This window comes from Ferruginivarius sediminum (assembly GCF_003344765.1).
In the GTDB taxonomy this organism is placed as follows: domain Bacteria; phylum Pseudomonadota; class Alphaproteobacteria; order Kiloniellales; family Rhodovibrionaceae; genus Ferruginivarius; species Ferruginivarius sediminum.
In genome coordinates, this window is record NZ_QPMH01000010.1 from 16155 (window position 1) to 39575 (window position 23421).

General features: G+C 67.3%; 24 protein-coding genes. 13 read left to right on the plus strand and 11 right to left on the minus strand.

Annotated elements, in window-relative coordinates; all coding sequences use genetic code 11:
* The first annotated feature begins 296 nt into the window (after window positions 1-296).
* The 4 genes from gor (at window position 297) to DRB17_RS11690 (ending at window position 4791) form a co-directional block, all read left to right on the plus strand.
* Complete coding sequence (gene gor / locus DRB17_RS11675; RefSeq protein WP_114582394.1) at window positions 297-1688, plus strand: glutathione-disulfide reductase; 1392 nt, start codon at window positions 297-299, stop codon at window positions 1686-1688.
* A 174-nt stretch (window positions 1689-1862) separates the two neighbouring features.
* Window positions 1863-3248, plus strand: coding sequence for a class II 3-deoxy-7-phosphoheptulonate synthase (locus tag DRB17_RS11680; protein ID WP_114582395.1), 1386 nt, complete (start codon window positions 1863-1865; stop codon window positions 3246-3248).
* A 113-nt stretch (window positions 3249-3361) separates the two neighbouring features.
* A complete protein-coding gene (locus DRB17_RS11685) occupies window positions 3362-4459 on the plus strand; it encodes a beta/alpha barrel domain-containing protein (RefSeq protein WP_161958800.1) in 1098 nt (365 codons plus the stop codon).
* Window positions 4460-4542: 83 nt separating this feature from the next.
* Entirely contained in the window at window positions 4543-4791 is a 249-nt protein-coding gene (locus DRB17_RS11690; protein WP_114582397.1) for a type II toxin-antitoxin system Phd/YefM family antitoxin, read from the plus strand.
* Between the two features lie 559 nt (window positions 4792-5350).
* Here the strand turns inward: DRB17_RS11690 and DRB17_RS11700 are convergent.
* The gene (locus DRB17_RS11700) at window positions 5351-5986 is read right to left on the minus strand and encodes a LysE/ArgO family amino acid transporter (RefSeq protein WP_114582399.1); all 636 of its coding nucleotides are present in this window, start codon (window positions 5984-5986) and stop codon (window positions 5351-5353) included.
* 179 nt (window positions 5987-6165) lie between these two features.
* Here DRB17_RS11700 and DRB17_RS11705 point away from each other — a divergent pair, with 179 nt between their 5' ends.
* The 3 genes from DRB17_RS11705 to cysS all read left to right on the plus strand — a co-directional run bounded on the left by DRB17_RS11705 (window position 6166) and on the right by cysS (window position 10718).
* Window positions 6166-7857 (plus strand): NAD+ synthase, encoded by a 1692-nt coding sequence (locus DRB17_RS11705; RefSeq protein ID WP_114582400.1) that lies wholly within the window; start codon window positions 6166-6168, stop codon window positions 7855-7857.
* 51 nt (window positions 7858-7908) lie between these two features.
* The gene (gltX, locus tag DRB17_RS11710; RefSeq protein WP_114582401.1) at window positions 7909-9258 is read left to right on the plus strand and encodes a glutamate--tRNA ligase; all 1350 of its coding nucleotides are present in this window, start codon (window positions 7909-7911) and stop codon (window positions 9256-9258) included.
* Between the two features lie 74 nt (window positions 9259-9332).
* Window positions 9333-10718, plus strand: a complete 1386-nt coding sequence (gene cysS, locus DRB17_RS11715) for a cysteine--tRNA ligase (protein ID WP_114582402.1) — start codon at window positions 9333-9335, stop codon at window positions 10716-10718.
* Between the two features lie 15 nt (window positions 10719-10733).
* Here cysS and DRB17_RS11720 read toward each other — a convergent pair whose 3' ends face one another.
* Window positions 10734-11369: a LysE family translocator gene (locus DRB17_RS11720; protein ID WP_206607869.1), complete on the minus strand. Its 636-nt coding sequence runs from the start codon at window positions 11367-11369 to the stop codon at window positions 10734-10736.
* Window positions 11370-11496: 127 nt separating this feature from the next.
* On the opposite strand from DRB17_RS11720, the gene cimA reads away from it, so the two are divergent.
* From cimA to sixA, 4 genes are all read left to right on the plus strand, one after another.
* Window positions 11497-13104 carry a citramalate synthase gene (cimA, locus tag DRB17_RS11725; protein ID WP_114582403.1) on the plus strand — a complete coding sequence of 536 codons (1608 nt, stop codon included), beginning with the start codon at window positions 11497-11499 and terminating at the stop codon, window positions 13102-13104.
* Window positions 13105-13120: 16 nt separating this feature from the next.
* Window positions 13121-13897: an RNA methyltransferase gene (locus DRB17_RS11730; protein ID WP_114582404.1), complete on the plus strand. Its 777-nt coding sequence runs from the start codon at window positions 13121-13123 to the stop codon at window positions 13895-13897.
* A gap of 188 nt (window positions 13898-14085) precedes the next feature.
* On the plus strand, window positions 14086-14700 hold the full coding sequence (gene rpsD, locus DRB17_RS11735; protein WP_114582405.1) for a 30S ribosomal protein S4: 615 nt from the start codon (window positions 14086-14088) through the stop codon (window positions 14698-14700).
* 170 nt (window positions 14701-14870) lie between these two features.
* Entirely contained in the window at window positions 14871-15329 is a 459-nt protein-coding gene (gene sixA / locus DRB17_RS11740; RefSeq protein ID WP_147274892.1) for a phosphohistidine phosphatase SixA, read from the plus strand.
* Here sixA and DRB17_RS11745 read toward each other — a convergent pair.
* The 3 genes from DRB17_RS11745 to DRB17_RS11755 are packed head-to-tail and all read right to left on the minus strand — an operon-like array spanning window position 15326 to window position 17038.
* A complete protein-coding gene (locus DRB17_RS11745; protein ID WP_114582407.1) occupies window positions 15326-15976 on the minus strand; it encodes a YeeE/YedE thiosulfate transporter family protein in 651 nt (216 codons plus the stop codon). The two genes, sixA and DRB17_RS11745, sit on opposite strands and share 4 nt — an antisense overlap.
* Complete coding sequence (locus tag DRB17_RS11750; protein ID WP_114582408.1) at window positions 15973-16491, minus strand: YeeE/YedE thiosulfate transporter family protein; 519 nt, start codon at window positions 16489-16491, stop codon at window positions 15973-15975. The genes DRB17_RS11745 and DRB17_RS11750 overlap by 4 nt, the downstream gene beginning before the upstream one ends.
* 7 nt (window positions 16492-16498) lie before the next feature.
* Complete coding sequence (locus tag DRB17_RS11755; RefSeq protein WP_161958799.1) at window positions 16499-17038, minus strand: protein tyrosine phosphatase family protein; 540 nt, start codon at window positions 17036-17038, stop codon at window positions 16499-16501.
* A gap of 181 nt (window positions 17039-17219) precedes the next feature.
* Here DRB17_RS11755 and DRB17_RS11760 point away from each other — a divergent pair, with 181 nt between their 5' ends.
* Window positions 17220-17477: a hypothetical protein gene (locus DRB17_RS11760; RefSeq protein ID WP_114582410.1), complete on the plus strand. Its 258-nt coding sequence runs from the start codon at window positions 17220-17222 to the stop codon at window positions 17475-17477.
* Between the two features lie 65 nt (window positions 17478-17542).
* Here DRB17_RS11760 and DRB17_RS11765 read toward each other — a convergent pair whose 3' ends face one another.
* The 6 genes from DRB17_RS11765 to purS all read right to left on the minus strand — a co-directional run bounded on the left by DRB17_RS11765 (window position 17543) and on the right by purS (window position 21916).
* A complete protein-coding gene (locus tag DRB17_RS11765) occupies window positions 17543-17986 on the minus strand; it encodes a PAS domain-containing protein (RefSeq protein WP_114582411.1) in 444 nt (147 codons plus the stop codon).
* Window positions 17987-18063: 77 nt separating this feature from the next.
* Entirely contained in the window at window positions 18064-18405 is a 342-nt protein-coding gene (gene grxD / locus DRB17_RS11770) for a Grx4 family monothiol glutaredoxin (protein WP_114582412.1), read from the minus strand.
* A gap of 44 nt (window positions 18406-18449) precedes the next feature.
* Window positions 18450-18686 carry a BolA family protein gene (locus tag DRB17_RS11775; RefSeq protein WP_114582413.1) on the minus strand — a complete coding sequence of 79 codons (237 nt, stop codon included), beginning with the start codon at window positions 18684-18686 and terminating at the stop codon, window positions 18450-18452.
* An 82-nt stretch (window positions 18687-18768) separates the two neighbouring features.
* The gene (gene purL / locus DRB17_RS11780; protein ID WP_114582414.1) at window positions 18769-20988 is read right to left on the minus strand and encodes a phosphoribosylformylglycinamidine synthase subunit PurL; all 2220 of its coding nucleotides are present in this window, start codon (window positions 20986-20988) and stop codon (window positions 18769-18771) included.
* Window positions 20985-21674: a phosphoribosylformylglycinamidine synthase subunit PurQ gene (gene purQ / locus DRB17_RS11785; protein ID WP_114582415.1), complete on the minus strand. Its 690-nt coding sequence runs from the start codon at window positions 21672-21674 to the stop codon at window positions 20985-20987. The genes purL and purQ overlap by 4 nt, the downstream gene beginning before the upstream one ends.
* On the minus strand, window positions 21674-21916 hold the full coding sequence (gene purS, locus DRB17_RS11790) for a phosphoribosylformylglycinamidine synthase subunit PurS (protein ID WP_114582416.1): 243 nt from the start codon (window positions 21914-21916) through the stop codon (window positions 21674-21676). The genes purQ and purS overlap by 1 nt, the downstream gene beginning before the upstream one ends.
* Window positions 21917-22050: 134 nt before the next feature.
* On the opposite strand from purS, the gene DRB17_RS11795 reads away from it, so the two are divergent.
* Complete coding sequence (locus DRB17_RS11795; RefSeq protein ID WP_114582417.1) at window positions 22051-23403, plus strand: nucleoside recognition domain-containing protein; 1353 nt, start codon at window positions 22051-22053, stop codon at window positions 23401-23403.
* Window positions 23404-23421 lie beyond the last annotated feature (18 nt).

Below are 23421 nucleotides of genomic sequence, written 5' to 3' on the forward strand. Positions count from 1 at the left end.
ACTTTGAAGAAGCGGTATGTTTTTCGGACGGAAGCCGCCCGTCCCCCGCAACGCAGGTCGGCCTCTTAAAGTTGCCGATGGTCAGCCGGGATTGCGATCGGTCCGATATCAGTCAACGTGCTGCGGCCGCCTCGGGGCATGAGAGGATGTTTGTCACTTTGATGCGTTATTGGGGCTAAGCGTCGCATCGACACATGAGCGCCAAGCCCTCCTCACACCAAATTCACCACCCCACCGGCTTTCGTTTCACCCCATCGGCCACTAAGTTAAGCGCGGCACGATGGAAGGGACACACGATGGCCTACGACTACGACCTTTTCGTGATCGGCGCGGGCTCCGGCGGGGTTCGGGGGGCGCGGATGGCATCGGCGGCCGGGGCGCGGGTCGCGCTGGCGGAGAGCGACCGCTTCGGCGGCACCTGCGTCATTCGCGGCTGCGTGCCGAAGAAGTTGCTCAGCTATGCCGCTCACGTTCATGAGGAGGTCGAGGACGCCGCCGGCTATGGCTGGTCCATTGCCGAGCCGGTGTTCGACTGGCCGACGCTGATCGCCAACAAGGACCGCGAGATCGACCGGCTGGAGGGCATCTACCAGAAGCTGCTGGCCGATGCCGGGGTCTCGGTCTATCTCGGCCGCGCGCGGATGATCGACGCGCACACCGTCGCCATCGACGACGAGCAGGGCAACCAGGTCTCGGTGACGGCGGAGACGGTGCTGATTGCCGTCGGCGGCCACGCCGTGGTGCCCGACATTCCCGGTCACGAGCACGGCATCACCTCGCGCGAGGCCTTCCACCTGAAAAGCCTGCCCCGGCGGGTCGTGGTGGTCGGCGGCGGCTATATCGCGGTGGAGTTCGCCGGCATCTTCAACGGCCTGGGCGCCGAGGTGACGCAGCTTTACCGCCGCGACAAGATCCTGCGCGGCTTCGACGAGGACGTGCGGGACACGCTGACCGAGGAAATCCGCAAGAAGGGCGTCGCCCTGCGCGTCAACGCCGACCCGGCGGGGATCGAGCGCAGGGACGACGGCACCCTCGTGGTCGTGCTGAAGGACGGCAGCACCATCGAGACCGACGCGGTGATGTTCGCCACCGGCCGTCGGCCGAACACCACCGGACTTGGCCTGGACCGAGCGGGCGTGGAGATGACGCACGACGGCGCGATAAAGGTGGACGATTACAGCAAGACCACGGCGGACAACATCTATGCCGTGGGCGACGTCACCAACCGCATCCAGCTCACGCCCGTCGCCATCGCGGAGGCGATGGCCTTCGTGGACACCGTCTATCACGGCCGGCCGCGCGCGATGGACCACGCGAACGTGCCCTCCGCCGTGTTCAGCCAGCCGCCCATCGGCTCGGTCGGCTTGAGCGAGGCCGAGGCCGCGCGGCGTGGCCACCGGCTGGAGATCTTCCGCGCTGCCTTCCGCCCGATGAAGCACACGCTGTCCGGGCGCGACGAGAAGACGATGATGAAGCTGGTCGTCGATGCCGAGACACGGCTCGTTCTGGGCGTTCACATGGTCGGCATGGACGCGCCGGAGATTGTGCAGGGCATGGCCGTTGCCGTAAAGGCGGGGGCGACGAAGGAGATCTTCGACGCCACCGTCGGCATCCACCCCACGGCGGCGGAGGAGTTCGTCACCATGCGCGCCCCGACGCGCACCGTGGAGAAGCAGGCGGCGGAGTAATTCCGCCATTTCAGGGGGTGCGGCGCGGGCTTGACGGCCCTTGCGGCATTGCGGCCCTGGATTCGCGCGCCCGCGGCCGTTACAACTGCTTTGAGTTAGGACTGAGACACGCCGCCCGCACCGGCCTCTCTTTCGCCGGCGCGGGCCAACACCGGACTGAAGAGGCGCAAGGCAATGACTGCGAAGTGGACACCCGATAGCTGGCGCGACCGCCCGATCCAGCAGGTGCCGGAATACCCGGACGCCGCGGCCCTTACGGAGGTGGAGCGGGAGCTTACGGGCTATCCGCCGCTGGTCTTCGCCGGCGAGGCGCGGCAGCTCAAGAAGCAGCTCGGCGATGTGGCCGAGGGGCGGGCGTTCCTGCTGCAGGGCGGCGACTGCGCCGAAAGCTTCGCCGATTTCAACGCCAACACCATCCGCGACACCTTCAAGGTGCTGTTGCAGATGGCGGTGGTGCTGACCTTCGGCGCCGCCTGTCCGGTGGTTAAGGTGGGCCGAATGGCCGGCCAGTTCGCGAAGCCCCGCTCAAGCGGGACCGAGACGCAGGGCGACGTGGAACTGCCGAGCTATCGCGGCGACATCATCAACGCCATCGAGTTCAATGCCGAGGCCCGCAACCCGGACCCGCAGCGGCTGATGCGCGCCTACAACCAGTCGGCGGCCACGCTGAACCTGCTGCGCGCCTTCGCCCAGGGCGGCCTGGCGGACCTGCATCAGGTGCACCGCTGGAACCTTCAGTTCGTCGCCGGCAGCCCGCAGAGCGAGCGTTACGAAGAGTTGGCCGCGCGCATCGACGAGGCGCTGGCCTTCATGGGCGCCTGCGGCATCAACAGCGGCCGGGTGCCGCAGATGCACGAGACGGACTTCTACACCAGCCACGAGGCGCTGCTGCTGAACTACGAGCAGGCGCTGACCCGCGTGGATAGCCTGACGAACGAGTGGTACGACTGCTCCGCCCACTTCATCTGGATCGGCGACCGCACCCGCAACCCGGACGAGGCGCATGTCGAGTTCCTGCGCGGCGTGCGCAACCCGATCGGCATCAAGTGCGGGCCGAAGCTGGACCCGGACGACCTGCTGAAGCTGCTGGACACGCTGAACCCGCAGAACGAGGCGGGGCGGATCACGCTGATCAGCCGCATGGGCGCGGACAAGGTGGCGGAGAAGCTGCCGCCGCTGATCCGCGCGGTGGAGCGGGCCGGGCACAAGGTGGTCTGGTCCTGCGATCCGATGCACGGCAACACGGTGAAGGCCGGCACCGGCTTCAAGACCCGCTCGTTCGACCGCATCCTGCAGGAGGTGCGCGGCTTTTTCGCCGTTCACCGGGCCGAGGGCAGCTATGCCGGCGGCGTTCACTTCGAGATGACCGGCCAGGACGTGACCGAGTGCATCGGCGGCGCGCAGGCGATCAGCGAGGAGCGGCTGGGCGACCGCTACCACACCTTCTGCGATCCGCGCCTGAACGCGAACCAGGCGCTGGAGCTGGCGTTCCTGACCGCGCAGGAGCTGAAGGCCGAGCGCGAGAGCAAGCAGGGCGGCGGCTTGGCGGCGGCATCCTGAGCCTGGGGTAAATAGCGCGGCAGGGCGGCGTGGCTGACGGCACGAGATACCGCAAGGATGGCGGCGACAGCGGCGGACGCCGGGGCGGCGATTGGCCCAGCGACGAGGCGGACATCGCCGCCTGGACCGACGTGTATTTCCGGCGGACGAAGGATGCCGTCGGGCATTTCGGGGACTGCCGCGTCACCTATGCGCTGTTCATGCGCCGGCCGGTGGTGTCCGCCCCGCGCCTGGCGGTGGATTGGCTGCGGTCGGTCGCCCGGCAACGCGGGTTCGAGGTGGAGATCGACTGCCGCTATCCCGAAGGCAAGTGGGTCGGTGCCGGCGAGGCGATCATGTACGTCACCGGCTCGCTCTATCAGCTTGTCGACCTGGAGACGATCCTGCTGGGCAAGCTGGGCCCGCCGTGCGTCGCGGCCTATAACGCCTATACGATGTGCGCGGACCTGCCGCGCGTGGCCTTCCTGGCGATGGACGCGCGCCACTGCGCCGGCACCGAGATGGCCGACATGATGGCCTATGGCGCCTATGTCGGCTCGGAACGCGCGAAACGGGAGGTCGGGGCCGTCGGCTTCGTCGGCAACGCGACGGACGCGACCGCGCACTATTTCGGGCAGTCCGGCGGCAAGGGCACGATGCCGCACGCCTTCATCGGCTATGCCGGCTCCACCCTGCGCGCGGCGGAGATGTTCCACGAGGTCTTCCCGGACGAGCCGATGACCGTCCTCGTGGACTACTTCGGCAAGGAAGTTACCGACAGCCTTGCGGTCTGCCGCGCCTTTCCCGAAAAGGCGGCGGCGGGGAAGCTGGCCGTCCGCCTGGACATCGCCGGCAGCCGCTTCATGGAGGGGCTGGACCCGGCGAAGTCCTACGCCGTGCTGGAGCGCAACTGCCCGGCGGCGATTCGCGGCTATCGGACCGAGGACGAGCTGCGCTATCTGGTGGGCGCCGGCACCTCCGCCGCGGCGGTCTGGGCGATGCGCGAGGCGCTGGACGAGGCCGGCTTCGACCGGGTGAAGATCGTCGCCTCCTCCGGCTTCGGCCCCGCGAAGTGCAAGGTCATGGCCGACGCCCGCGCGCCGGTGAATACCATCGGCACCGGCAGCTACCTCCCCGAAAAATGGACCGAGACCTACGCCACCGCCGACGTCGTGGAATACGACGGCAAGCCCAGCGTGAAGCTGGGACGGGAGTTCCTGCTGCGGAAGTAGGGGACTTCTTCAGCGAGTCGGCATCCTTGAATGATTTTCGCAAAATGCGTATTTTGCGTATGAGGTAAGAGGAGCGCCGAAACGTGGCTGAAAAGACCGTGACAGCTAGCGAGTTTGCCCGGAACTTCGGACGCTATCGCGATGAAGCGGCGGCTGGTGATGTCGTCAACGTGACGAATCGCGGCCGCATCATCGGGGGCTTTCTTTCCGCACGGCAACTTGAGGAATATCGGCGGCTGAAGCGTCGTGAGCGTGAGAATCTTGTTGTTGGAGAACTTCCCGACGACGTGGTCTCGGATATCGAAGCTGCCGAATTCAATAAGGCCCCGTGAGGCTTCCAACGCCGCGCCCGGGCCTCGTGATAAGATATGGTTTTCTTTGGAGCCACGAGGCTGACAACGGGGCGGACGAGGCGGCAAAAGATCGACCCTGCGCGATTATTGTTGCTACTCAACGGGGGAACGACGACGACTTACGTGTGATCGTCGCCCCGATTACGCACCGACCTCCAGCGGATACTACCGCTTCGATCGAGATATCCGCTGGCGTTTGCCGCCAGCTTGGGCTTGATGGTCAGGAGCATTGGCTTCGGGTCGATGAACTGAACCGATTTTCTTGGCCCGGCTACGACCTGAAACCAATTCCAGGTCGTGGAACCATCGAATACGGCCTTCTGCCGCAAGGTTTATTCGAGGAACTGCGGACTCGGGTCATCCAGCGGCAACGTAGCCGGCAGGGCCGGCGCCCAATCGACCGCGACTAACTCCTTCTTAGGTTAACCCCGGTCCACTTGCGCCTTGAAACTCCGTGAGGCCGAGGGCTTCATATACGGCCTCATCACCGAGGCGGACCGTCACGTCAGCCACGGCTAAGCCGCAGCCGCACTTATCACTACACCCCCAACACCTGCGGCCCCAAGAGCGAGGCCGCCACGGCCCACATCACCACGCCGACGCTGGCGTCCAGCAGGCGCCAGGCGATGGGGCGCTCGAAAAGCGGTGCCATCCAGGTGGCGCCATAGCCGAGGACGGTAAAGAACACCAGCGAGGACAGGACCGCGCCGGTACCGAAGGCCGTGCGCGCCGTTCCGGGGAACTGGCCGGCGATGCTGCCCAAAACGATAATGGTGTCGAGATAGACGTGCGGGTTGAGGACGCTGAGCGCCACGGTCGTCGCCACCACGGCTTTATAGCTGGCCATCGGCCGCTCGCCCTGCTCCACGTCGTGCTGGGCGGTGCGGATGGCGTTGCGGAAGGCCAGCGCGCCATAGACGATCAGGAAGGCGCTGCCGAACCACACCGCGCCGGACTGCAGCCAGGGCGTGTTCGCCACCAGTGTGCCCACCCCCGCCGCGCCCAGCGTGATGAAGAACGCGTCGAGCACGGCGGAAATGGCGACCACCGTGAAGACATACTCGCGCTTCAGCCCCTGGCGCAGCACGAAAACGTTCTGTGCGCCGATGGCGAGAATGAGACCAAGACCGAATCCGAAGCCTTGCAGGGCGGGGCCCAGCAGCGACGCGTCCATGCGGCACCTTTCGCCGGAGTATCGGATGGAATGTTTCCGTGAAGAGCGAAACCTAGTCCGCCCGCACCCCCGCCGCAAGGCCACCGTCGGGGATGGACGCCCTGCGCACGCTGCTTGCCCCGCGCCCGTGCGGGGCATAAGTAGGAGGCGTGATTCACGCCCGGCCCGACGGAGCCTTCATGAGCGACGACCGCCTTCGCATAGCCCTTGCCCAGCTCAACCCGCGCGTGGGCGATATCGACGGCAACCTGGAAAAGCTGCGCGATGCCCGGCGGCGCGCGGCGGCCGAGGGCGCCGACGTGCTGGTCTGTACCGAGCTGGCGATCAGCGGCTACCCGCCGGAGGACCTGGTCCTCAAGCGCGCCTTCCTGGAGGCGGTGGAGACGGCGGTCCACGCGCTGGCGGCCGATACGGCGGACGGCGGACCGGCGGTCATCCTGGGCGCGGCCTGGCGGGAGGACCCGGAAACCCGGCAAGCACACGAGGACGGCCGCACGGTCTACAACGCCGCGCTGCTGTTGGACGAAGGCGAGGTCAAGGCGGTGCGCGCCAAGTGGGACCTGCCGAACTACGGCGTGTTCGACGAGAAGCGGCTGTTCACACCCGGCCCGCTGCCCGGCCCGATGAACGTGCGCGGCGTCCGCCTGGGTGTCATGGTCTGCGAGGACGTCTGGTCGGCGGACGTCACCGAATGTCTGGAGGAGAACGGGGCGGAACTCCTCGTCGTCATCAACGGCTCTCCCTTCGAGGAGGGCAAGCTGGACCAGCGCCTGCAACTCGCCCTCAGCCGGATCGAGGAAAGTGGCCTGCCGCTCGTCTACCTGAACCAGGTTGGCGGGCAGGACGAGCTTGTGTTCGACGGCGCCTCCTTCGCGCTGGACGGTCACAAGAACCTGGGCATGCAGCTTGCCAGCTTCGAGGAAACCGTCGCCGTCATGACGTGGGAGCGGGACGCGCTGGGCGACTGGACCATTGCCGAGGCGCCGCGCGTCAACCCGGCGGAGGGGCTGGAGGCGGTGTACCGCGCGTTGATGCTGGGCCTGGGCGACTATGTGCGCAAGAACGGCTTCCCCGGCGTGGTCATCGGGCTGTCGGGCGGGATCGACTCGGCTCTCTCGGCGGCGATCGCGGTGGATGCCCTGGGGGCGGAGCGGGTGCGCTGCGTCCTGATGCCCTCGCCCTACACCAGCCAGGCGTCGCTGGACGACGCGGCGGAGATGGCCGAACTGGCAGGCGCGCGCCTGGATACGGTCGCCATCGACCAGGCCATGCAAGCCTTCGACGGCATGCTGAAGCCGCTGTTCGACGACCTGCCGCCGGACACGACGGAAGAGAACGTGCAGGCCCGCATCCGCGGCATCGCGCTGATGGCGATCTCCAACAAGTTCGGGCCGATGGTGCTCTCCACCGGCAACAAATCGGAGATGTCGGTGGGCTATGCCACGCTATACGGCGACATGGCCGGCGGCTTCAACGTGCTGAAGGACGTCTACAAGACGCAGGTCTATCGCCTCGCGCACTGGCGCAATCAACAGCGGCCGGCGGATGCGAAAGGCCCGGGGGGGCGCGTCATCCCCGAGCGCATCCTGACCAAGGCGCCCTCGGCCGAACTGAAGCCCGACCAGACCGACCAGGACAGCCTGCCGGCCTATGACGAGCTGGACGACATCCTGTCGTGCCTGATCGAGAGCGACATGGGCTCCCGCCAGATCATCGCGCGGGGGCATGATGCCGAGATCGTCGGCAAGGTCTGGCGCATGCTGGAGGGCGCGGAGTACAAGCGCCGGCAGGCCGCGCCGGGGGTGAAGATCACCAGCCGTTCCTTCGGCCGCGACCGGCGCTATCCCATCACCAATGCCTTCAAGGGCTAGGGCAAGGCGTGCTATTCAGACGCCCCCAAATCCGGACGGGATAGAGCTTCCGTGAGTGTGAAAGTCCGCTTCGCGCCCAGCCCGACCGGGCTGCTGCAGGTCGGCAACGCGCGCATCGCGCTGGTCAACTGGCTGTTTGCCCGCAAGCGCGGCGGTGCCGTGCTGCTGCGCCTGGACGATACCGACCGCGCGCGCTCCCGCGCCGAGTACGCGGCGGCCATCGAGGCGGACCTGACGTGGCTCGGCCTGACATGGGACGAGTTCGCGCGGCAGAGCGACCGGATGGATCGCTACGATCTCGCCGCCGCGCGCCTGCGGGAGAGCGGGCGGCTCTATCCCTGTTACGAGACGGCCGAGGAGCTTGAGCAGAAGCGCAAGCTGCAGGCGGCGCGCGGCCGCCCGCCGGTTTACGACCGCGCCGCCTTGCGGCTGGAGGAGGCCGACCGCGAACGGCTGGAGGCCGAGGGCCGGCGGCCGCACTGGCGGTTCAAGCTGGAGGGGGGCGAGGTCGCCTGGAACGATCTGGTGCGCGGCCGGCAGACCTTTCAGGCGGGCAGCGTTTCCGATCCCGTGCTGATCCGCGAGGACGGCCGGCCGCTTTACACCCTCACTTCGGTGGTCGACGACATCGAGCTTGGCGTCACCCACGTCATGCGCGGCGAGGACCACGTGGCCAACACGGCGGCGCAGGTGCAGCTTTTCCAGGCGCTGGACGGCGATTTGCCGGCATTCGCACACCTGCCGCTTTTGACCGACCCGCAGGGGCGCAAGCTTTCCAAGCGGGAGGAGGACCTGTCGCTGCAAGCTCTGCGCGCCGATGTCGGTGTCGAGGCGATGGCACTGAACGCCTATCTGGCGAAGCTCGGCACCTCCGATCCCATCGAGGTGCGCCATGACCTGCAAGCGCTTCTGGCGGATTTCGACATCGGCCGCTTTGGCCGCGCGGCGCCGAAATTCGACACGGACGAGTTGCTGCGCCTGAACGCCCGGCTACTGCACGAGACGCCGTTCGAGGCGGTGTCGCAACGCCTGAGCGAAATGGGCCTCGACGATGTGGACGCGGCCTTCTGGGCCGCCGTGCGCGGCAACGTGGAGCGGCTGGCGGACGTGCGCGACTGGCACGCCATCTGTCGCGGCGAGGTCGAGCCGATGATTGGCGACGACGATGCGGAGTTCCTGGTCACTGCCGCCGGCCTGCTGCCGGCGGAGCCGTGGGACGAGGAAACCTGGGGCCGCTGGACGGGGGCGCTGAAACAGGAAACCGGGCGTAAGGGCGCGAAGCTGTTCAAGCCGCTGCGCAAGGCGCTGACCGGGCGCGAGCACGGGCCGGAGCTGCGCGAACTGCTGCCGGTGATCGGCCGCGCGCGGGCGGTGGCGCGGCTGCACGGCCGGCGGGCCTGAGCCGACGCATGGACCGGGAAGGCCGGCTCTGCTAAATCCGGGCAGTTTTTCAGGTCAACGACGGGCGGAAAGCCGTGACGATCCTACTCACCAACACGATGACCCGGCGGAAAGAGGTCTTCGAGCCAATCGACCCCGCAAGCGTACGTATGTACGTCTGCGGCCCCACGGTGTACGACCGCGCGCACATCGGCAACGCCCGCCCCGTCGTGGTGTTCGACGTGCTGTTCCGCCTGCTGCGCAAGGCGTACGGCGACGCGCACGTCACCTATGCCCGCAATATCACCGACGTCGACGACAAGATCATCACCGCCGCCCGCGAGAACGGCGAGCCTATCGCCGAGCTGACCCGCCGCACGACCGAGGCGTTCCATGCCGACATGGCGGCGCTGGGCGCCCTGCCGCCGACGGTGGAGCCGCGCGCGACGCAGCACATCGACCGGATGATCGCGCTGATCCAGCGGCTGATCGACAAGGGCCACGCCTACGCGGCGGAGGGGCACGTGCTGTTCTCCGTCCCGTCGATGCCGGACTACGGCCGCCTGTCGCGCCGCGACCGCGATGAGTTGGTTGCCGGCGCGCGCGTCGAGGTGGCGCCCTACAAGCGCGATCCGGCCGACTTCGTGCTGTGGAAGCCGGCGGCGGCGGACGAGCCCGGCTGGGACAGCCCGTTGGGCCGGGGACGGCCCGGCTGGCACCTGGAATGCTCGGCGATGAGCGAGGCGCACCTGGGCGGCACCTTCGATATCCACGGCGGCGGGCAGGACCTGATCTTCCCGCATCACGAGAACGAGATCGCGCAGTCCACCTGCGGCTACGACGCGGAGTTCGCGCGCTATTGGCTGCACAACGGCTACCTTGTCGTGCATGGCGAGAAGATGTCGAAGTCGCTTGGCAACTTCTTCACCGTGCGCGAGTTGCTGGACGAGGGCTGGCCGGGGGAGGCGATACGGCTTGTGCTGCTGTCGGCGCAGTACCGCCACCCCCTCGACTTCAACCGCGACAAGCTGGCCGACGCGAAGACACAGCTCGACCGGCTGTATCAATCGCTGCGTGGCGTGGCGGACATCGCCCCGGCGGACGACGCCGAGGCCTCCGCCGAACTCATGGCGGCGCTGGAGGACGATCTGAATACGCCCGTGGCGCTGGCGGAGTTGCACGAGACCGCCCATGCGCTGAACAAGGCCGGCGGGGACCGGGAACGGGCGGGGCGGCTGAAGGGCGCGCTGCTGGCGGGCGGCTGGTTGCTGGGCCTGTTGCAGCAGGATCCGGAAGCCTGGTTCAAGGGTGCCGAGGGCGACGGCGAGGCCGAGGAGATCGAGCGGCTGATCGACGAACGCACGGCCGCGCGCAAGCGCAAGGACTTCGCCGCCGCCGACCGTATCCGCGACGACTTGAAGGCGCGCGGCATCGTGCTTGAGGATTCGCCGCAGGGCACGACCTGGAAACGGGCGGGCTGAAGCGCCCGGTTGCCCCTAACGCTCCGTCAGCGCCAGACGGACCGCGAGTCCGGCGAGGACGAGGCCCGATACCGTGCTCATGATCCGCGCGAAACCCTGGCTGTTCCGCGCCCGCGTGGCGCCGGCGTCCACCAGGGTGGCGACCGTGCAGTTGACGGCGGTGCCGCCAAGGTTGAACAGCGTGCCCAGGATCAGGATCTGCATGGCCGCGTCACCGCGTGTGGGATCGACGAACTGCGGTAGCAGCGCCAGGATGAACAGCGCCACCTTCGGGTTCAGCACGTTCACCAGCACCGCCTGCCCGAACACGCGGCGCAGTGCCGCGCGCGGCATGCGCAGCGATTCCGTGTCCGGCCGTTGCACCAGCAACTTGATCGCCAGATAGATCAGATAGGCGGCGCCGATGTACTTCACGGCCATGAATGCCGTCTGGGACGCCAGCAGGATCGCCGCCAGCCCGGCGGCGGCCGCAACGGTGTGGATCAGCGAGCCGGCGGCGATTCCCAGCGCCGAGGCATAGCCGGCGGCACGCCCCTGCGCGGCCGTACGGGCAATCGTATAGGTCATATCGGCGCCGGGCGTCAGATTCAGCGCGAGCGCGGCAACCAGGAACGGCCCCAGCGTGGACCAGTCGGTCAGCATCTCCATCATGGTGCCGCGACACTAACGCGTGGCTGCGCGGCGGGCACTCCGATTCTTGCGTCCGCCATTGACGGCCCGGCCAGCCAGGGCTTAAAGACCGGACGACCCTTTTCGCAACTGAATGGCAACCGCCCGGATGTCGAGCGACGACCGCGTCTATTTCTTCGATTCCACCCTGCGCGACGGTGCGCAGAGCCAGGGCGTGGACTTCACCGTCGCCGACAAGCGCACCCTTGCCGAGGCGTTGGACAAGCTTGGCGTCGATTACATCGAGGGCGGCTGGCCCGGCGCCAATCCGACCGACGACGCTTTCTTCCAGGCGCCGCCACGGCTTGAAAACGCGCGCATGATTGCCTTCGGCATGACGCGGCGGGCCGGCCGCTCGCCGGAGAACGATCCGGGCATGGCCGCGCTTCTCAACAGCAGGGCCGATGGCGTGTGCATCGTGGGCAAGACCTGGGATTTCCACGTCGACCTCGCGCTGGGCATCGACCGGCAGGAGTACGTCGACATCATCGCCGACAGCGTCGCTCACGCAGCGGGCCGGGCCGGCGAGGCGATGTTCGACGCCGAGCACTTCTTCGACGGCTACAAGGCGAACCCGGATTACGCCCTCCAGTGCGTGGAAGCGGCGTACAACGCCGGCGCCCGCTGGGTCGTCTTGTGCGACACCAACGGCGGGACCCTGCCGGACGAGATCGAGCGTATCGTGGGCGAGGTGAGCGCGCGCATTCCCGGCACGCGGCTCGGCATCCACTGCCACGACGACACCGGCAACGCGGTCGCGAACTCCCTTGCGGCGGTGCGGGCCGGGGCGCGGCAGGTGCAGGGCACGCTGAACGGTCTGGGCGAGCGCTGCGGTAACGCCAACCTGATTTCCGTCATCGCCACGCTGGCCTTGAAGACGGACTATCCGGTCGGCATTTCGCGTGACCAGCTCAAGCAACTGACGCACGTCTCGCGCCTCCTGGACGAGCGGTTGAACCGGCAGCCCGCGCGCAACACGCCCTACGTCGGCGAGAGCGCTTTTGCCCACAAAGGCGGCCTGCACGTCTCGGCGGTGGAAAAGGACCCGCGCACCTACGAGCACATCGAGCCAGAGCTTGTCGGCAACCGGCGGCACATCGTCGTCTCGGACCAGTCCGGGCGCTCCAACATCCTGGCGCGTTTCCGCGAAATCGGCATCGACCTGGATGGCGACGACCCGCAGCTGGCGACGCTGGTCGAACGCGTGAAGGCGCGCGAGTTCGAGGGCTACGCCTACGACGGCGCCGAGGCCAGCTTCGAACTGATGGCGCGCCGTGCGCTGGGGCAGGTGCCCGAGTACTTCGGGCTCAGTCGCTTCCGGGTGATGGACGACCGGCGCTGGAACGCGCGCGGCGAGCTTGTGACGGAATCCGAGGCCACGGTGACCTGCGAGGTCGCGGGGCGCGACGTCATGACGGTCGCCAACGGCAACGGGCCGGTGAACGCCCTGGACCTGGCGCTGCGCAAGGCCCTGATCGAGGTCTACCCGCAGCTTGAGGACATGGATCTCGTCGACTACAAGGTGCGGATCCTCACGCCGCAGGCCGGCACCGGCGCCGTTACCCGCGTCATGATCGAAAGCGCCGACAGCCAGGGCCGGCACTGGACCACGGTCGGCGTCTCCACCAACATCATCGACGCCTCGTTCAACGCGCTTCACGACGGCATCACCTGGAAGCTGTACCGCGAAGGCGCGCAGGCGGCAAAGGACGGCTAGGCCGGACCCGCCCAGGATGCCGACACCACCGAACGAAGAAGTTTCACGCCCCGTGATCGTGCTGGTGAACCCGCAACTGGGGCAGAACATCGGCATGTGCGCGCGGGCCATGTTGAATTGCGGGCTGGAGGACATGCGCCTCGTCGCCCCGCGCGACGGCTGGCCGAACCCGGACGCCACGGCCTCGGCGTCCGGCGCGGACCAGATCCTTCAAGACGCGCAGGTCTTTGACAGCGTGGAAGCGGCCGTCTCGGGGGTGGGCAGGGTCTATGCGACGACGGCGCGGCCGCGCGACATGGTGAAGCCGGTCGTCACCCCGCGACAGGCCGCCCGCGAGATGCGAGAAGCCGCCGGCAACGGCGAGCGCGTGGCCGTGCTTTTCGGGCCGGAGCGCAGCGGGCTGGACAACGATGCGGTGACGCTGGCCGACGCGGTCGTCGCGGTGCCGCTCAATCCCGGCTTCACCTCGCTGAACCTGGCGCAGGCGGTGCTGCTGGTCGGCTACGAGTGGTGGCAGGCGGGCGACGATACGCCGGCCCGCCAGCTCGTGCAGACCGCGACCTCCGGGCAGACGGCCGGCAAGGAGGAGCTGCTGAACTTCTACACCCGCCTGGAGGGTGCGCTGGACGAGGCCGGTTTCTTCTCGGTGCCGGAAAAGCGGCCCACGGTGGTGCGCAATATCCGCAACATCTTCTCGCGCGCCGGGCTGACGAAGGGTGAGGTGGACACGCTGCACGGCATCCTTTCGGCGCTGATCAAGATGCCGAAACGCCCGCGCGGGCCGAAATCGTGAGTCCCGTTTGACATTGCCGACGCAGGCCTTATAGTCCGCGCCCATTCCTGGGAAAGTGGGCCGGCCTTCGGGGCCGTTCCCCGCCCGCCCGCCGCGAAACGGCTCTCTAAAGAGAGCGGCGGGGCAGGGACTACCGGGACAATACGCAGCGAGACATCCTGCTCTGAACCAAGGAGAGCGCAAGCGCAATGAGTAAGCGCAAGACCTCGAAGTACAAGATCGACCGGCGCCTTGGCGTCAATCTCTGGGGCCGGCCCAAGAGCCCCGTCAACAAGCGCAGCTATGGCCCGGGCCAGCACGGCCAGCGCCGCCGCAAGCCGTCCGACTTCGGCATTCAGCTTTCGGCGAAGCAGAAGCTGAAGGGTTATTACGGCTCGATCGGCGAGAAGCAGTTCCGGCACTATTACGACGAGGCCGACCGCCGCAAGGGCGACACTGGCGAGAACCTGATCGAACTGCTGGAGCGCCGTCTGGCGACCGTCGTCTACCGCGCCAAGCTGGTGCCGACGGTGTTCGCCGCCCGGCAGATCGTCAACCACGGCCATATCCTGGTGAACGGCAAGCGCGTGAACGTCGCGTCCTACAACGTCAAGGACGGTGATGTCGTGCAGATCGACCCACGCAAGAAGGACATGCCGCTGGTTCTGGAGGCCATAGAGTCGGCCGAGCGCGACGTCCCCGACTACCTCGAAGTGGACCACAACGCGCTGAAGGCGACCTTCCTGCGCGGGCCGAAGCTGGCTGATGTGCCGTTCCCCGTGCAGATGGAGCCGAACCTCGTCATCGAGTACTACTCGCGCTGACCGTTCGGTAATATCCGATTTCGAAGCGGCCCCGGCGCCTTGCGCGGGGGCCGTTTTCGTTTCCGCGCGCCGTTTTGCGCCGTGAACCGTCGACAGCGACTTCCGCGTTACCTATTTGCAGGCGTGTGACGCTTGCGCCGGATGCATTTGCCGATGCCGGGGAGGACGCCATGAAGCTTGTGCTGGTCCAGCATGGCGAGGCCCTGCCGAAGGACGAGGATCCGGACCGCCCACTGACGGACCGGGGCCGGCAGGATGTGAGCACCCTGTCCACCTTTCTCTCCCAGGCCGAGGAACTTCCCGCCCTGGTATTGCACAGCGGGAAGGCACGAGCGCGGCAGAGCGCGGAGGTGCTGTCGGTGGGCAGCGCGCCGCAGGTGCGTGACGGGATCGCTCCGAACGACGATACGGCGGCGTTCGCGGGCGAGCTTGCAGCCTGGCGGGAGGACGCGATGCTCGTCGGCCATCAGCCCTTCCTGGGCAAGCTGGCAAGCCGGCTTCTGACCGGCGACGAAACGGCCGTTGCCCTGGCGATCGAGCCGGCCTCCGCCGTCTGTCTGGAGCGCGGCGACGAAGGCAGGTGGCGCGTCGCCTGGATGGTTCGACCCGAACTTTTGCGCGCGACCTAAACGTGGTGTGCGCGGGCGGCGCCACCCGGCTCATGCCCCGAGGCCTCGGCCGTCCCCTCGGCGATGTCCTTCGCGGTCAACTGGCCGCCGAAGCGCGGCTCCACCGTCGCGGCGACGCGGTAGACGATCGCGACCACTACCACCATGACGAGCACGATCAGCCACGCCGGAACGCCCAGCAGTTCATAGACCGTCTGCGCGCTGGGCCCTTGCGCCGCCGTGTAGAGCGGTGCGATCCAGCTGTATCCGCCGGCGAAGACCCAGACGCCGACGACCATCCCGGCGATGAAGGCTGCGGCATCCAGGCGGCCCGCCGACAGGCCCACCGCCGAGGTACCGGGACAGTAGCCGCCGATGGCGAAGCCGGCACCGATCAGCAGACCGCCGATCAGCATCGCCCAATAGTAGGGCGTGTGAATGAAGTAGCTTTTCGCGGCAATGACGCCGAGGCTTTCGCACAGCCAGAGGCCCACGGCCGCCGTGACGACGGCGGTGAACATCACCTTCAGGACGGCGAAGTCGCGCAACAGGAACTGCGCCGTCAGCTTGCGCGGACTGGCAAAGCCCGCGCCTTCCAGGGCGATGCCGAACAGCAGGCCCAGGAACAGCGCGGCCCAGGCGCCGCTCTCGTAAGCAGGAAGGCTCATGTCCACTCCTTCCTGACGAATTGCATGGCGATGAAGCCGGCGACAAGGAAGCCGATCAGGAACACGAAGCCCCCGACGCCCAATGCCGCGCCGCCGGACAGCCCCAGTCCGCTGGTGCAGCCACGCGCCAGGCGCGCGCCGAAGCCGACCAGGATGCCGCCGCCAAAGGCCAGCGCGAGGCGTCGTCCCCGGCCAATGCGAGGCCCGCGTTCGACCGTGCCCGCGCGGAAGCGGCCGCTCCAAAGGGCGCCCAGCAGTCCGCCGACGAGCATTCCGAGCACCTCCCAGGTGATCCAGCCAACAAGAGGGTCGCCGGCCTTGACGTAGCCGCCGAGGTAAGCGTTCGCCGCCGTCGCCGCCGGCGCCAGCCAGGCACCGATGGCCGCGGCGAGTCGGGTGACCGCGCCGCTGGCGCCAAGACCGTGGCCCGTGACCAGGATGGTCAGCAGCAGGGCCAGGCCCAGCAGGACGCCGGCGAAAATGGGGTGCCAGTAGGGCCGTGGTTCGCTGTGCATATTCCGGCTACTCCTCCATAGGCGGCAGGCCGAGCTGCTCGCGGACGTTGCCCTCGCGGCTGGGTTTCAGGCCGAGGACGCGACCTTCCTCGACGGCCACCATGGGGTCGACGCCCTGGCCCGCACGGTAGAGCGCCCACATCGCGCCGACGCGATTCGCCGATGCGCAGTGCACCAGCATCGGCATGAGGGATTCGTCCGCCACCAGCTTGGCGAATTCCTCCACTTGCGCCGGCGTCGGGGCGCGCGTGGCGACGGGGATGTTGATGTAGGTGAGGCCGGCGCCTTCGATCCTGGTCTTCTCCTCGGCCACGCCTTCCTGCGGGGTGCGCAGGTCCACGACCGTGCGGAAGCCGAGTGCTTTTGCTTTCTCAGCGGCACCCTCGCCAAGCGTGCCGGCCGAACCGATCGTAGGCCATGCGCGGTTATAGTTCGTGAAGGCGGGTCCGACCTCGTCGCCGAAGGGCGCTTGCGACGGTGCTGCGCCGGCGACGCCGGCCGACAGCATCAGCGCGGCCAAGGCCACAGCTGCAAGATGTTTGATCATGCCGCTCTCCTCGTCGTGAATATCAGATATTTCTAAATTGAAAGATGGTGCCGTGCATTGAACTGCATCAATCCGCTGACGCAGCGGCGGAATCGCGCAGGATGGGGTACAAAGCGGTTTCGTCCCGGCCGATGGCAACACAGATAACGAGGGATTGCCGCATGGCGAGGGGAGGCGTGTCATGACGGAAGCCGAACGGCTACAGGCCGAGATCGACCTTGCTGAGGCCCTGCTTCGTACCGAGTTGGCTCAACTGCAGGAACTGGAAGAGAAGCGTCGGATAATCACCGATGGTATCGCGGAGATCGACGGGCCGTCGGAATTATGGGAGCACTATATCGACGAGATTGACGGCTCCATCGCCGCCGCCCGGCAACGGGTGGAGGAACTGACGACGTTGCGGGACGAGTGCCTGGTAAACTTGCAAGGGATTCAGTAGCGGCGGCTAATGCATTTTCAGGCGAAGTGGAAGCCGGTTCGTCGTCCGAAAACGCGTAAAACGCTCTAAGCAGGCTCCAGCCGATAGGCCGCGCCGACGATGCGATTGACCGTTTTGCCGTCGTCTGAGAGGGGCAGCAGCAGAAGCTCGTAGTGGAGGTGCGATTTGTCGCTCCAACTCGCATCCTTCCGCGCTGTCACGGGCGCGCACTTCTCGACCACCTCATCGTAGTCGCGGTGGATGCGCGCCACGACATCGGCGGGGAATATTTCGCTATAGCTCTTGCCGGTCAGGTCGCGGCCCAGCCCTTCGACCAAGGCGGTGCCGAACAGGCGTACGATGTAGTCCCGCGGCTCGTGCGCAACCTGGCAAATGAAGATGTTGCTGAGCAAATGCGGAATATCCACCGGATCGATATCCGCGCGCGCGGGTGCCGCACGCTCGCCCCGCTTGCGATCCCAGTAGGCGTACAGCTCGTTCAGCGAGGGGTGTTCGATGCGGATCGTCATTGGGGATCGAGCTGCAGGGGAGAAAGGGCCGGCCGTTCAGCCGGCCCCTAATGCTTTGGTGGGACGGGCGCAGCCCGTCAGGCCGCGTTTTCCATATCGACGCCCTTGTCGCGGAGCGCATCCTGCAACTCGCCGGTCTGGAACATCTCCCGCACGATGTCGCAACCGCCAAGGAACTCGCCCTTGACGTAGAGTTGCGGGATCGTCGGCCAGTTGGAGAAATCCTTGATGCCCTGGCGCAATCCCGGATCCTCCAGCACGTTGATGCCGTGGAACTTCACGCCGAGGTGGTTGAGCACCTGAACCACGGCGGCCGAGAAGCCGCACTGCGGGAACACCGGCGTCCCCTTCATGAACACAACCACGTCGTGGCTCTTGATGTCTTCCTGAATGCGATCGTTTACCGCCTGATCGACCATGTCGCTTTCCTCACTGGCGTCTCGTTGTCGTGTCCGATCGACCGTCAATCCTGCGGCGCTGAAGTCTGCACCGCAAGGGCGTGCAATTCGTTGCCCATGCGTCCCTGGAGGGCATCGTAGACCATCTGGTGCTGCTGCACGCGCGACTTTCCCTTGAACGTGGGAGACACGACGTAGACGGCGTAGTGGTCGCCGTCGCCGCGCAGGTCCTCGATCGTCACCCGGGCGTCGGGAATGCCCTCCTTGATGAGCTTCTCGATGTCGTGCGCGTGCATTGCCATGGCCGTGCCCCTCAGCTGCGTCTTATTGTTCGCCCTGCCGGTGCGTGGCGGCCAGCCGCCCGCGCCAGCGGCGTCGTGTCGATCAGTCGTCAGATTGCATATACCGCGGAAGCCAGCCCGAATGGGCGTCGCGCAGTTGTTGCAGCCATATGGTGTGACCGCTGGACAGATTCAACGAAGCGCCGCCTGTGCGGCCGATAGCCGCCGCCGGCACGCCGGCTTCCCGTGCCGCCTCCAGCACGGGCCCGGCCTCCGCCACCGTCAACAGGTAGCGTCCCTGATCCTCGCCAAACAGCCAGGCGTGGAGCGGCGGAACGTCCGTGCCCTCCGGCACCGAGATCTCAGCACCGATCTCGTCCGGGGCCGCAAGCGCCATCTCTGCCAGCGCGACCAGCAGGCCACCGTCCGAGAGGTCGTGGCAGGCGGTGACGCGTCCCGCTTCGATCTCACCGCGCACGAAGTCGCCGTTACGCTTCTCCGCCGCAAGGTCGACCGGCGGCGGCGCCCCGTCCTCGCGGCCGGCGAGGTGGCGCAGATAGAGCGAGCAGCCCAGATGGCCGCGCGTCTCGCCGATCAAAACGATGGCCTCGCCCTCGGCCGTGAAGGCGATGGTCGCCATCTTCGACAGGTCGGGCAGCAGCCCGACGCCGCCGATGGCAGGTGTGGGCAGGATCGCGGTGTCCGCCGTTTCGTTGTAGAGCGACACGTTGCCCGAGACGACGGGATAATTCAGCGCCGCGCAGGCCTCGCGCATGCCCTTGACCGCGCCGACGAACTGCCCCATGACCAGCGGCTTTTCCGGGTTGCCGAAGTTCATGTTGTCGGTGATCGCCAAGGGGCGCCCGCCGACGGCGGTGATGTTGCGCCAGGTTTCGGCGACCGCCTGCATGCCGCCGCGAACCGGGTCGTTCAGGCAATAGCGCGGCGTGCAGTCGACCGTGACCGCCAGCGCCTTGTTCGTGCCACGCACGCGCACGACACCGGCATCGCCGCCGGGGCGCTGCGCGGTATCGGCCATGACGGTGTAGTCGTACTGCTCCCACACCCAGCGGCGGGAGCACAGGTCCGCCGAGCCCAGCAGCCGCTCCAGCGCCGCGCCGGGATCCTCGCTTGCCGGGACGTCGGCGGGGGCGATTTCGGGCTGCGCCGGCGTCGGTTCCCACGGCCGGTCGTACTCCGGCGCGGCCTCGGCCAACGGATCGATGGGCAGGTCCGCCACCTGCTGGCCGTTCTTGCGGATCACCATGCGGCCCGTATCGGTCAACTGGCCGACCACGGCGAAGTCCAGGTCCCATTTTTCGAAGATGCGCCGGGCCTCGTCCTCGCGGCCGGGCTTGAGCACCATCAGCATGCGCTCCTGGCTTTCGGAGAGCATGATCTCGTAGGCCGTCATGCCGTCTTCGCGCACCGGCACGCGGTCCAGGTCCAGTTCGACGCCGGCGCCGCCCTTGGAGGCCATCTCGAAAGACGAGGAGGTCAGGCCCGCCGCGCCCATGTCCTGGATGCCGACGATGGCGTCGGTCTCCATCAGCTCCAGGCACGCCTCGATCAGCAGCTTCTCGGTGAAGGGGTCGCCGACCTGCACTGTCGGGCGCTTCTCCTCGCTGTCCTCCTCGAACGAGGCGGAGGCCATCGTGGCACCGTGGATGCCATCGCGCCCGGTCTTGGAGCCGACGTAGATCACCGGATTCCCGGCCCCGGTCGCTTTGGCGTAGAAAATCCTGTCCGCCTGCGCCAGGCCCACGGTCATGGCGTTGACCAGGATGTTGCCGTTGTAGGCGGGATGGAAGTTCACCTCGCCGGCAATCGTCGGCACGCCCACGCAGTTGCCATAGCCGCCGATGCCGGCGACCACGCCGGAGAGAAGGTGTCGCGTCTTCGGATGCTCCGGGTCGCCGAAACGAAGGGCGTTCAGGTTGCACACCGGCCGCGCGCCCATCGTGAAGACGTCGCGCAGGATGCCGCCGACACCTGTCGCCGCGCCCTGATAGGGCTCGATGAAGCTTGGGTGGTTATGGCTTTCCATCTTGAAGATGGCGGCCTGTCCGTCGCCGATGTCGACCACGCCGGCGTTCTCGCCCGGCCCCTGGATCACCTGCGGGCCCTCTGTCGGCAGCGTCTTCAACCACTTCTTCGACGACTTGTAGGAGCAGTGCTCCGACCACATGACCGAGAAGATGCCAAGCTCGACCAGATTGGGGGTGCGGCCCAGGATTTCCCGCACCCGCGCGTACTCGTCCGGCTTCAGGCCGTGCTCGGCAACCAGCTCGGGCGTGATCTCGGGATTGGGTTCGGCCGTCACGACAGCGCCTCCACCAGGCCTTCGAACATCGCCCTGCCGTCCTCGCCGCCCAGCACCGGGTCGGCCATGCGCTCGGGGTGCGGCATCATGCCAAGCACCGTCTTCTCGGAGTTGAATATGCCGGCGATGTTCGCAACCGAGCCGTTCGGGTTCGCCTCGGGCGTGACCTGGCCGCGTTCGTCGCAGTAGCGGAAGGCAATCTGCTCGCGATCCTCAAGTTGGCGGCGGCCGGCATCGTCGATGAAGTAGCTGCCGTCGTGGTGCGCGGCCATGAAGGTCACGCGCTGGCCGGTTTCGTAGCGGCTGGTGAACAGGCTCTGCCCGGTTTCCACCTTCAGCCCGACGTCCTTGCACACGAAGCGCAGCGACTTGTTGCGCATCAGCGCGCCCGGCAGCAGCCCGGACTCCGTCAGGACCTGGAAGCCGTTGCAGATGCCCAGCACCGGCACGCCCTTGCCGGCGCGGCGCTTGACCTCGCGCATGACGTTCGCGTGCGCCGAGATGGCCCCGACGCGCAGGTAGTCGCCATAGCTGAAGCCGCCGGGCAGGACCACGAGATCGACGTCCTCGAAGTCGCTGTCCTTGTGCCAGACCATGACGGGGGGACGGCCCATCGCCCGCTCCAGCGCGACGGCCACGTCGCGATCGCAGTTCGAGCCGGGAAAGACGACGACGGCGGCCTTCATCAGGTCGTAAGCTCGATATCGTAGTTCTCGATGACGGGGTTCGCGAGCAGTTGCCGGCACATCAGGTCGACCTGCTCTCGCGCGCGCTCGGGGTCGCTCTCGGCGAGGTTCAGTTCGATAACCTTGCCGGTGCGGGCCTCGTCGACGCCCTGGAAGCCAAGCTGCGACAAGGCGTGCTCGATCGCCTTGCCCTGCGGGTCCAGGACGCCGGATTTCAAGGTAACGTGTATTCGGGCTTTCATACGGGATCCGCTGGATCGGACGGCCGGGATTTGCGGCGCGGAGACTAGCCCCCACGGCGCCGCTTTACAAGCCGCTCGGCATTGCCGACAAGTGCGGGGATGTGCGCCGCCGATTCGGGGGAGGCGGAAACCGCGTGAACGTCGTTTTCTTTGCCCTTGTCGCCGTTGCCTTTGTCGTCGCGGCCGTGCGGCAGGTAACCTGGACACCGCCGTCCGGTGCCGAGGACCCGGTGCCGCCGATGGAGGCGCTGGGCCTGGGTGTCGTCGATTCGGCGGAGTCGGCCGTGACGCTCGCCATCGGGCTCGTCGGCGTGATGGCGCTGTTTCTCGGTCTGATGAAGGTGGCGGAGCAGGGCGGCCTGCTGCGCATCGTGGCCAAGGCCCTGCGGCCGCTGATGGTGCGTCTGTTCCCGGAGGTGCCGGCAACGCACCCGGCCATGGGCGCGATGATCCTGAACCTCTCCGCGAACGTGCTGGGTCTGGGGAACGCGGCAACGCCGTTCGGCATCCGCGCGATGCAGCAGCTCGACCGCCTGAACCCGCAAAAGGGGACGGCAAGTAATGCGATGGTGCTGTTCCTGGCGCTCAATACCTCCAGCGTCACGCTGCTGCCCACGGGGGTGATCGCGTTGCGCGCCTCCGCCGGCTCGGCCGATCCCGCCGGCATCGTGCCGACGACGCTGTTCGCCACGATCTGCTCCACCGCCGTTGCAATCCTCTCCGCCAAGCTGCTGCAGCGCTATTTTGTGACGCCCGCGCCCGGCAGCGACGAGCCTGCCGGCGAGGCTGGGCCGGAAGTAGCCGACCGCCCCGACGGCGACCCGACGCAATTGCCCGAAACGACGGACAAGGCGGAGGAGGATGCACTGCCCCCGGAAGCGGGCGAGGCCTATCCGGTGTGGGTCTCGGCCCTGGTGCTGGCGAGTGTGGCGGCGTTGATTCCGCTGACCGTGCTTTACGGGCGGGCCATCGCTCCCTGGATCATTCCGGGGCTGATCGTGCTGCTGCTGGGCTTCGGCGCGGCGAAGCGCGTGCGCGTCTATGAGGAGTTCGTGGAAGGGGCGCGGGACGGGTTCCAGGTGGCGCTCCGGATCATTCCCTATCTGGTCGCGATCCTGGTCGCCGTCGGCATGCTGCGCGAAAGCGGCGCGCTGGAACTGCTGATCGAGCCGCTCAGCCGCGTCACCGGTCTGATCGGCCTGCCGGGCGAGGCGCTGCCGATGGCGCTGCTGCGGCCGCTGTCGGGCTCCGGCGCTTACGGGGTGCTGGCCTCGATCATCCAGGATCCGGCCATCGGCCCGGACAGCTATACCGGCTATCTGGTGTCCACCTTCCAGGGCTCCACCGAGACGACGTTCTATGTGCTGGCGGTCTATTTCGGCGCCGTCCAGATCCGCCGCATCCGCCACGCGCTGGCCGCCGGCCTATGCGCCGACATCGCCGGCGTCATCGGCGCCGTCGCGGTGGTGAGCTGGCTTTACGGGTGAACGTGGCGTCCGCCGGGC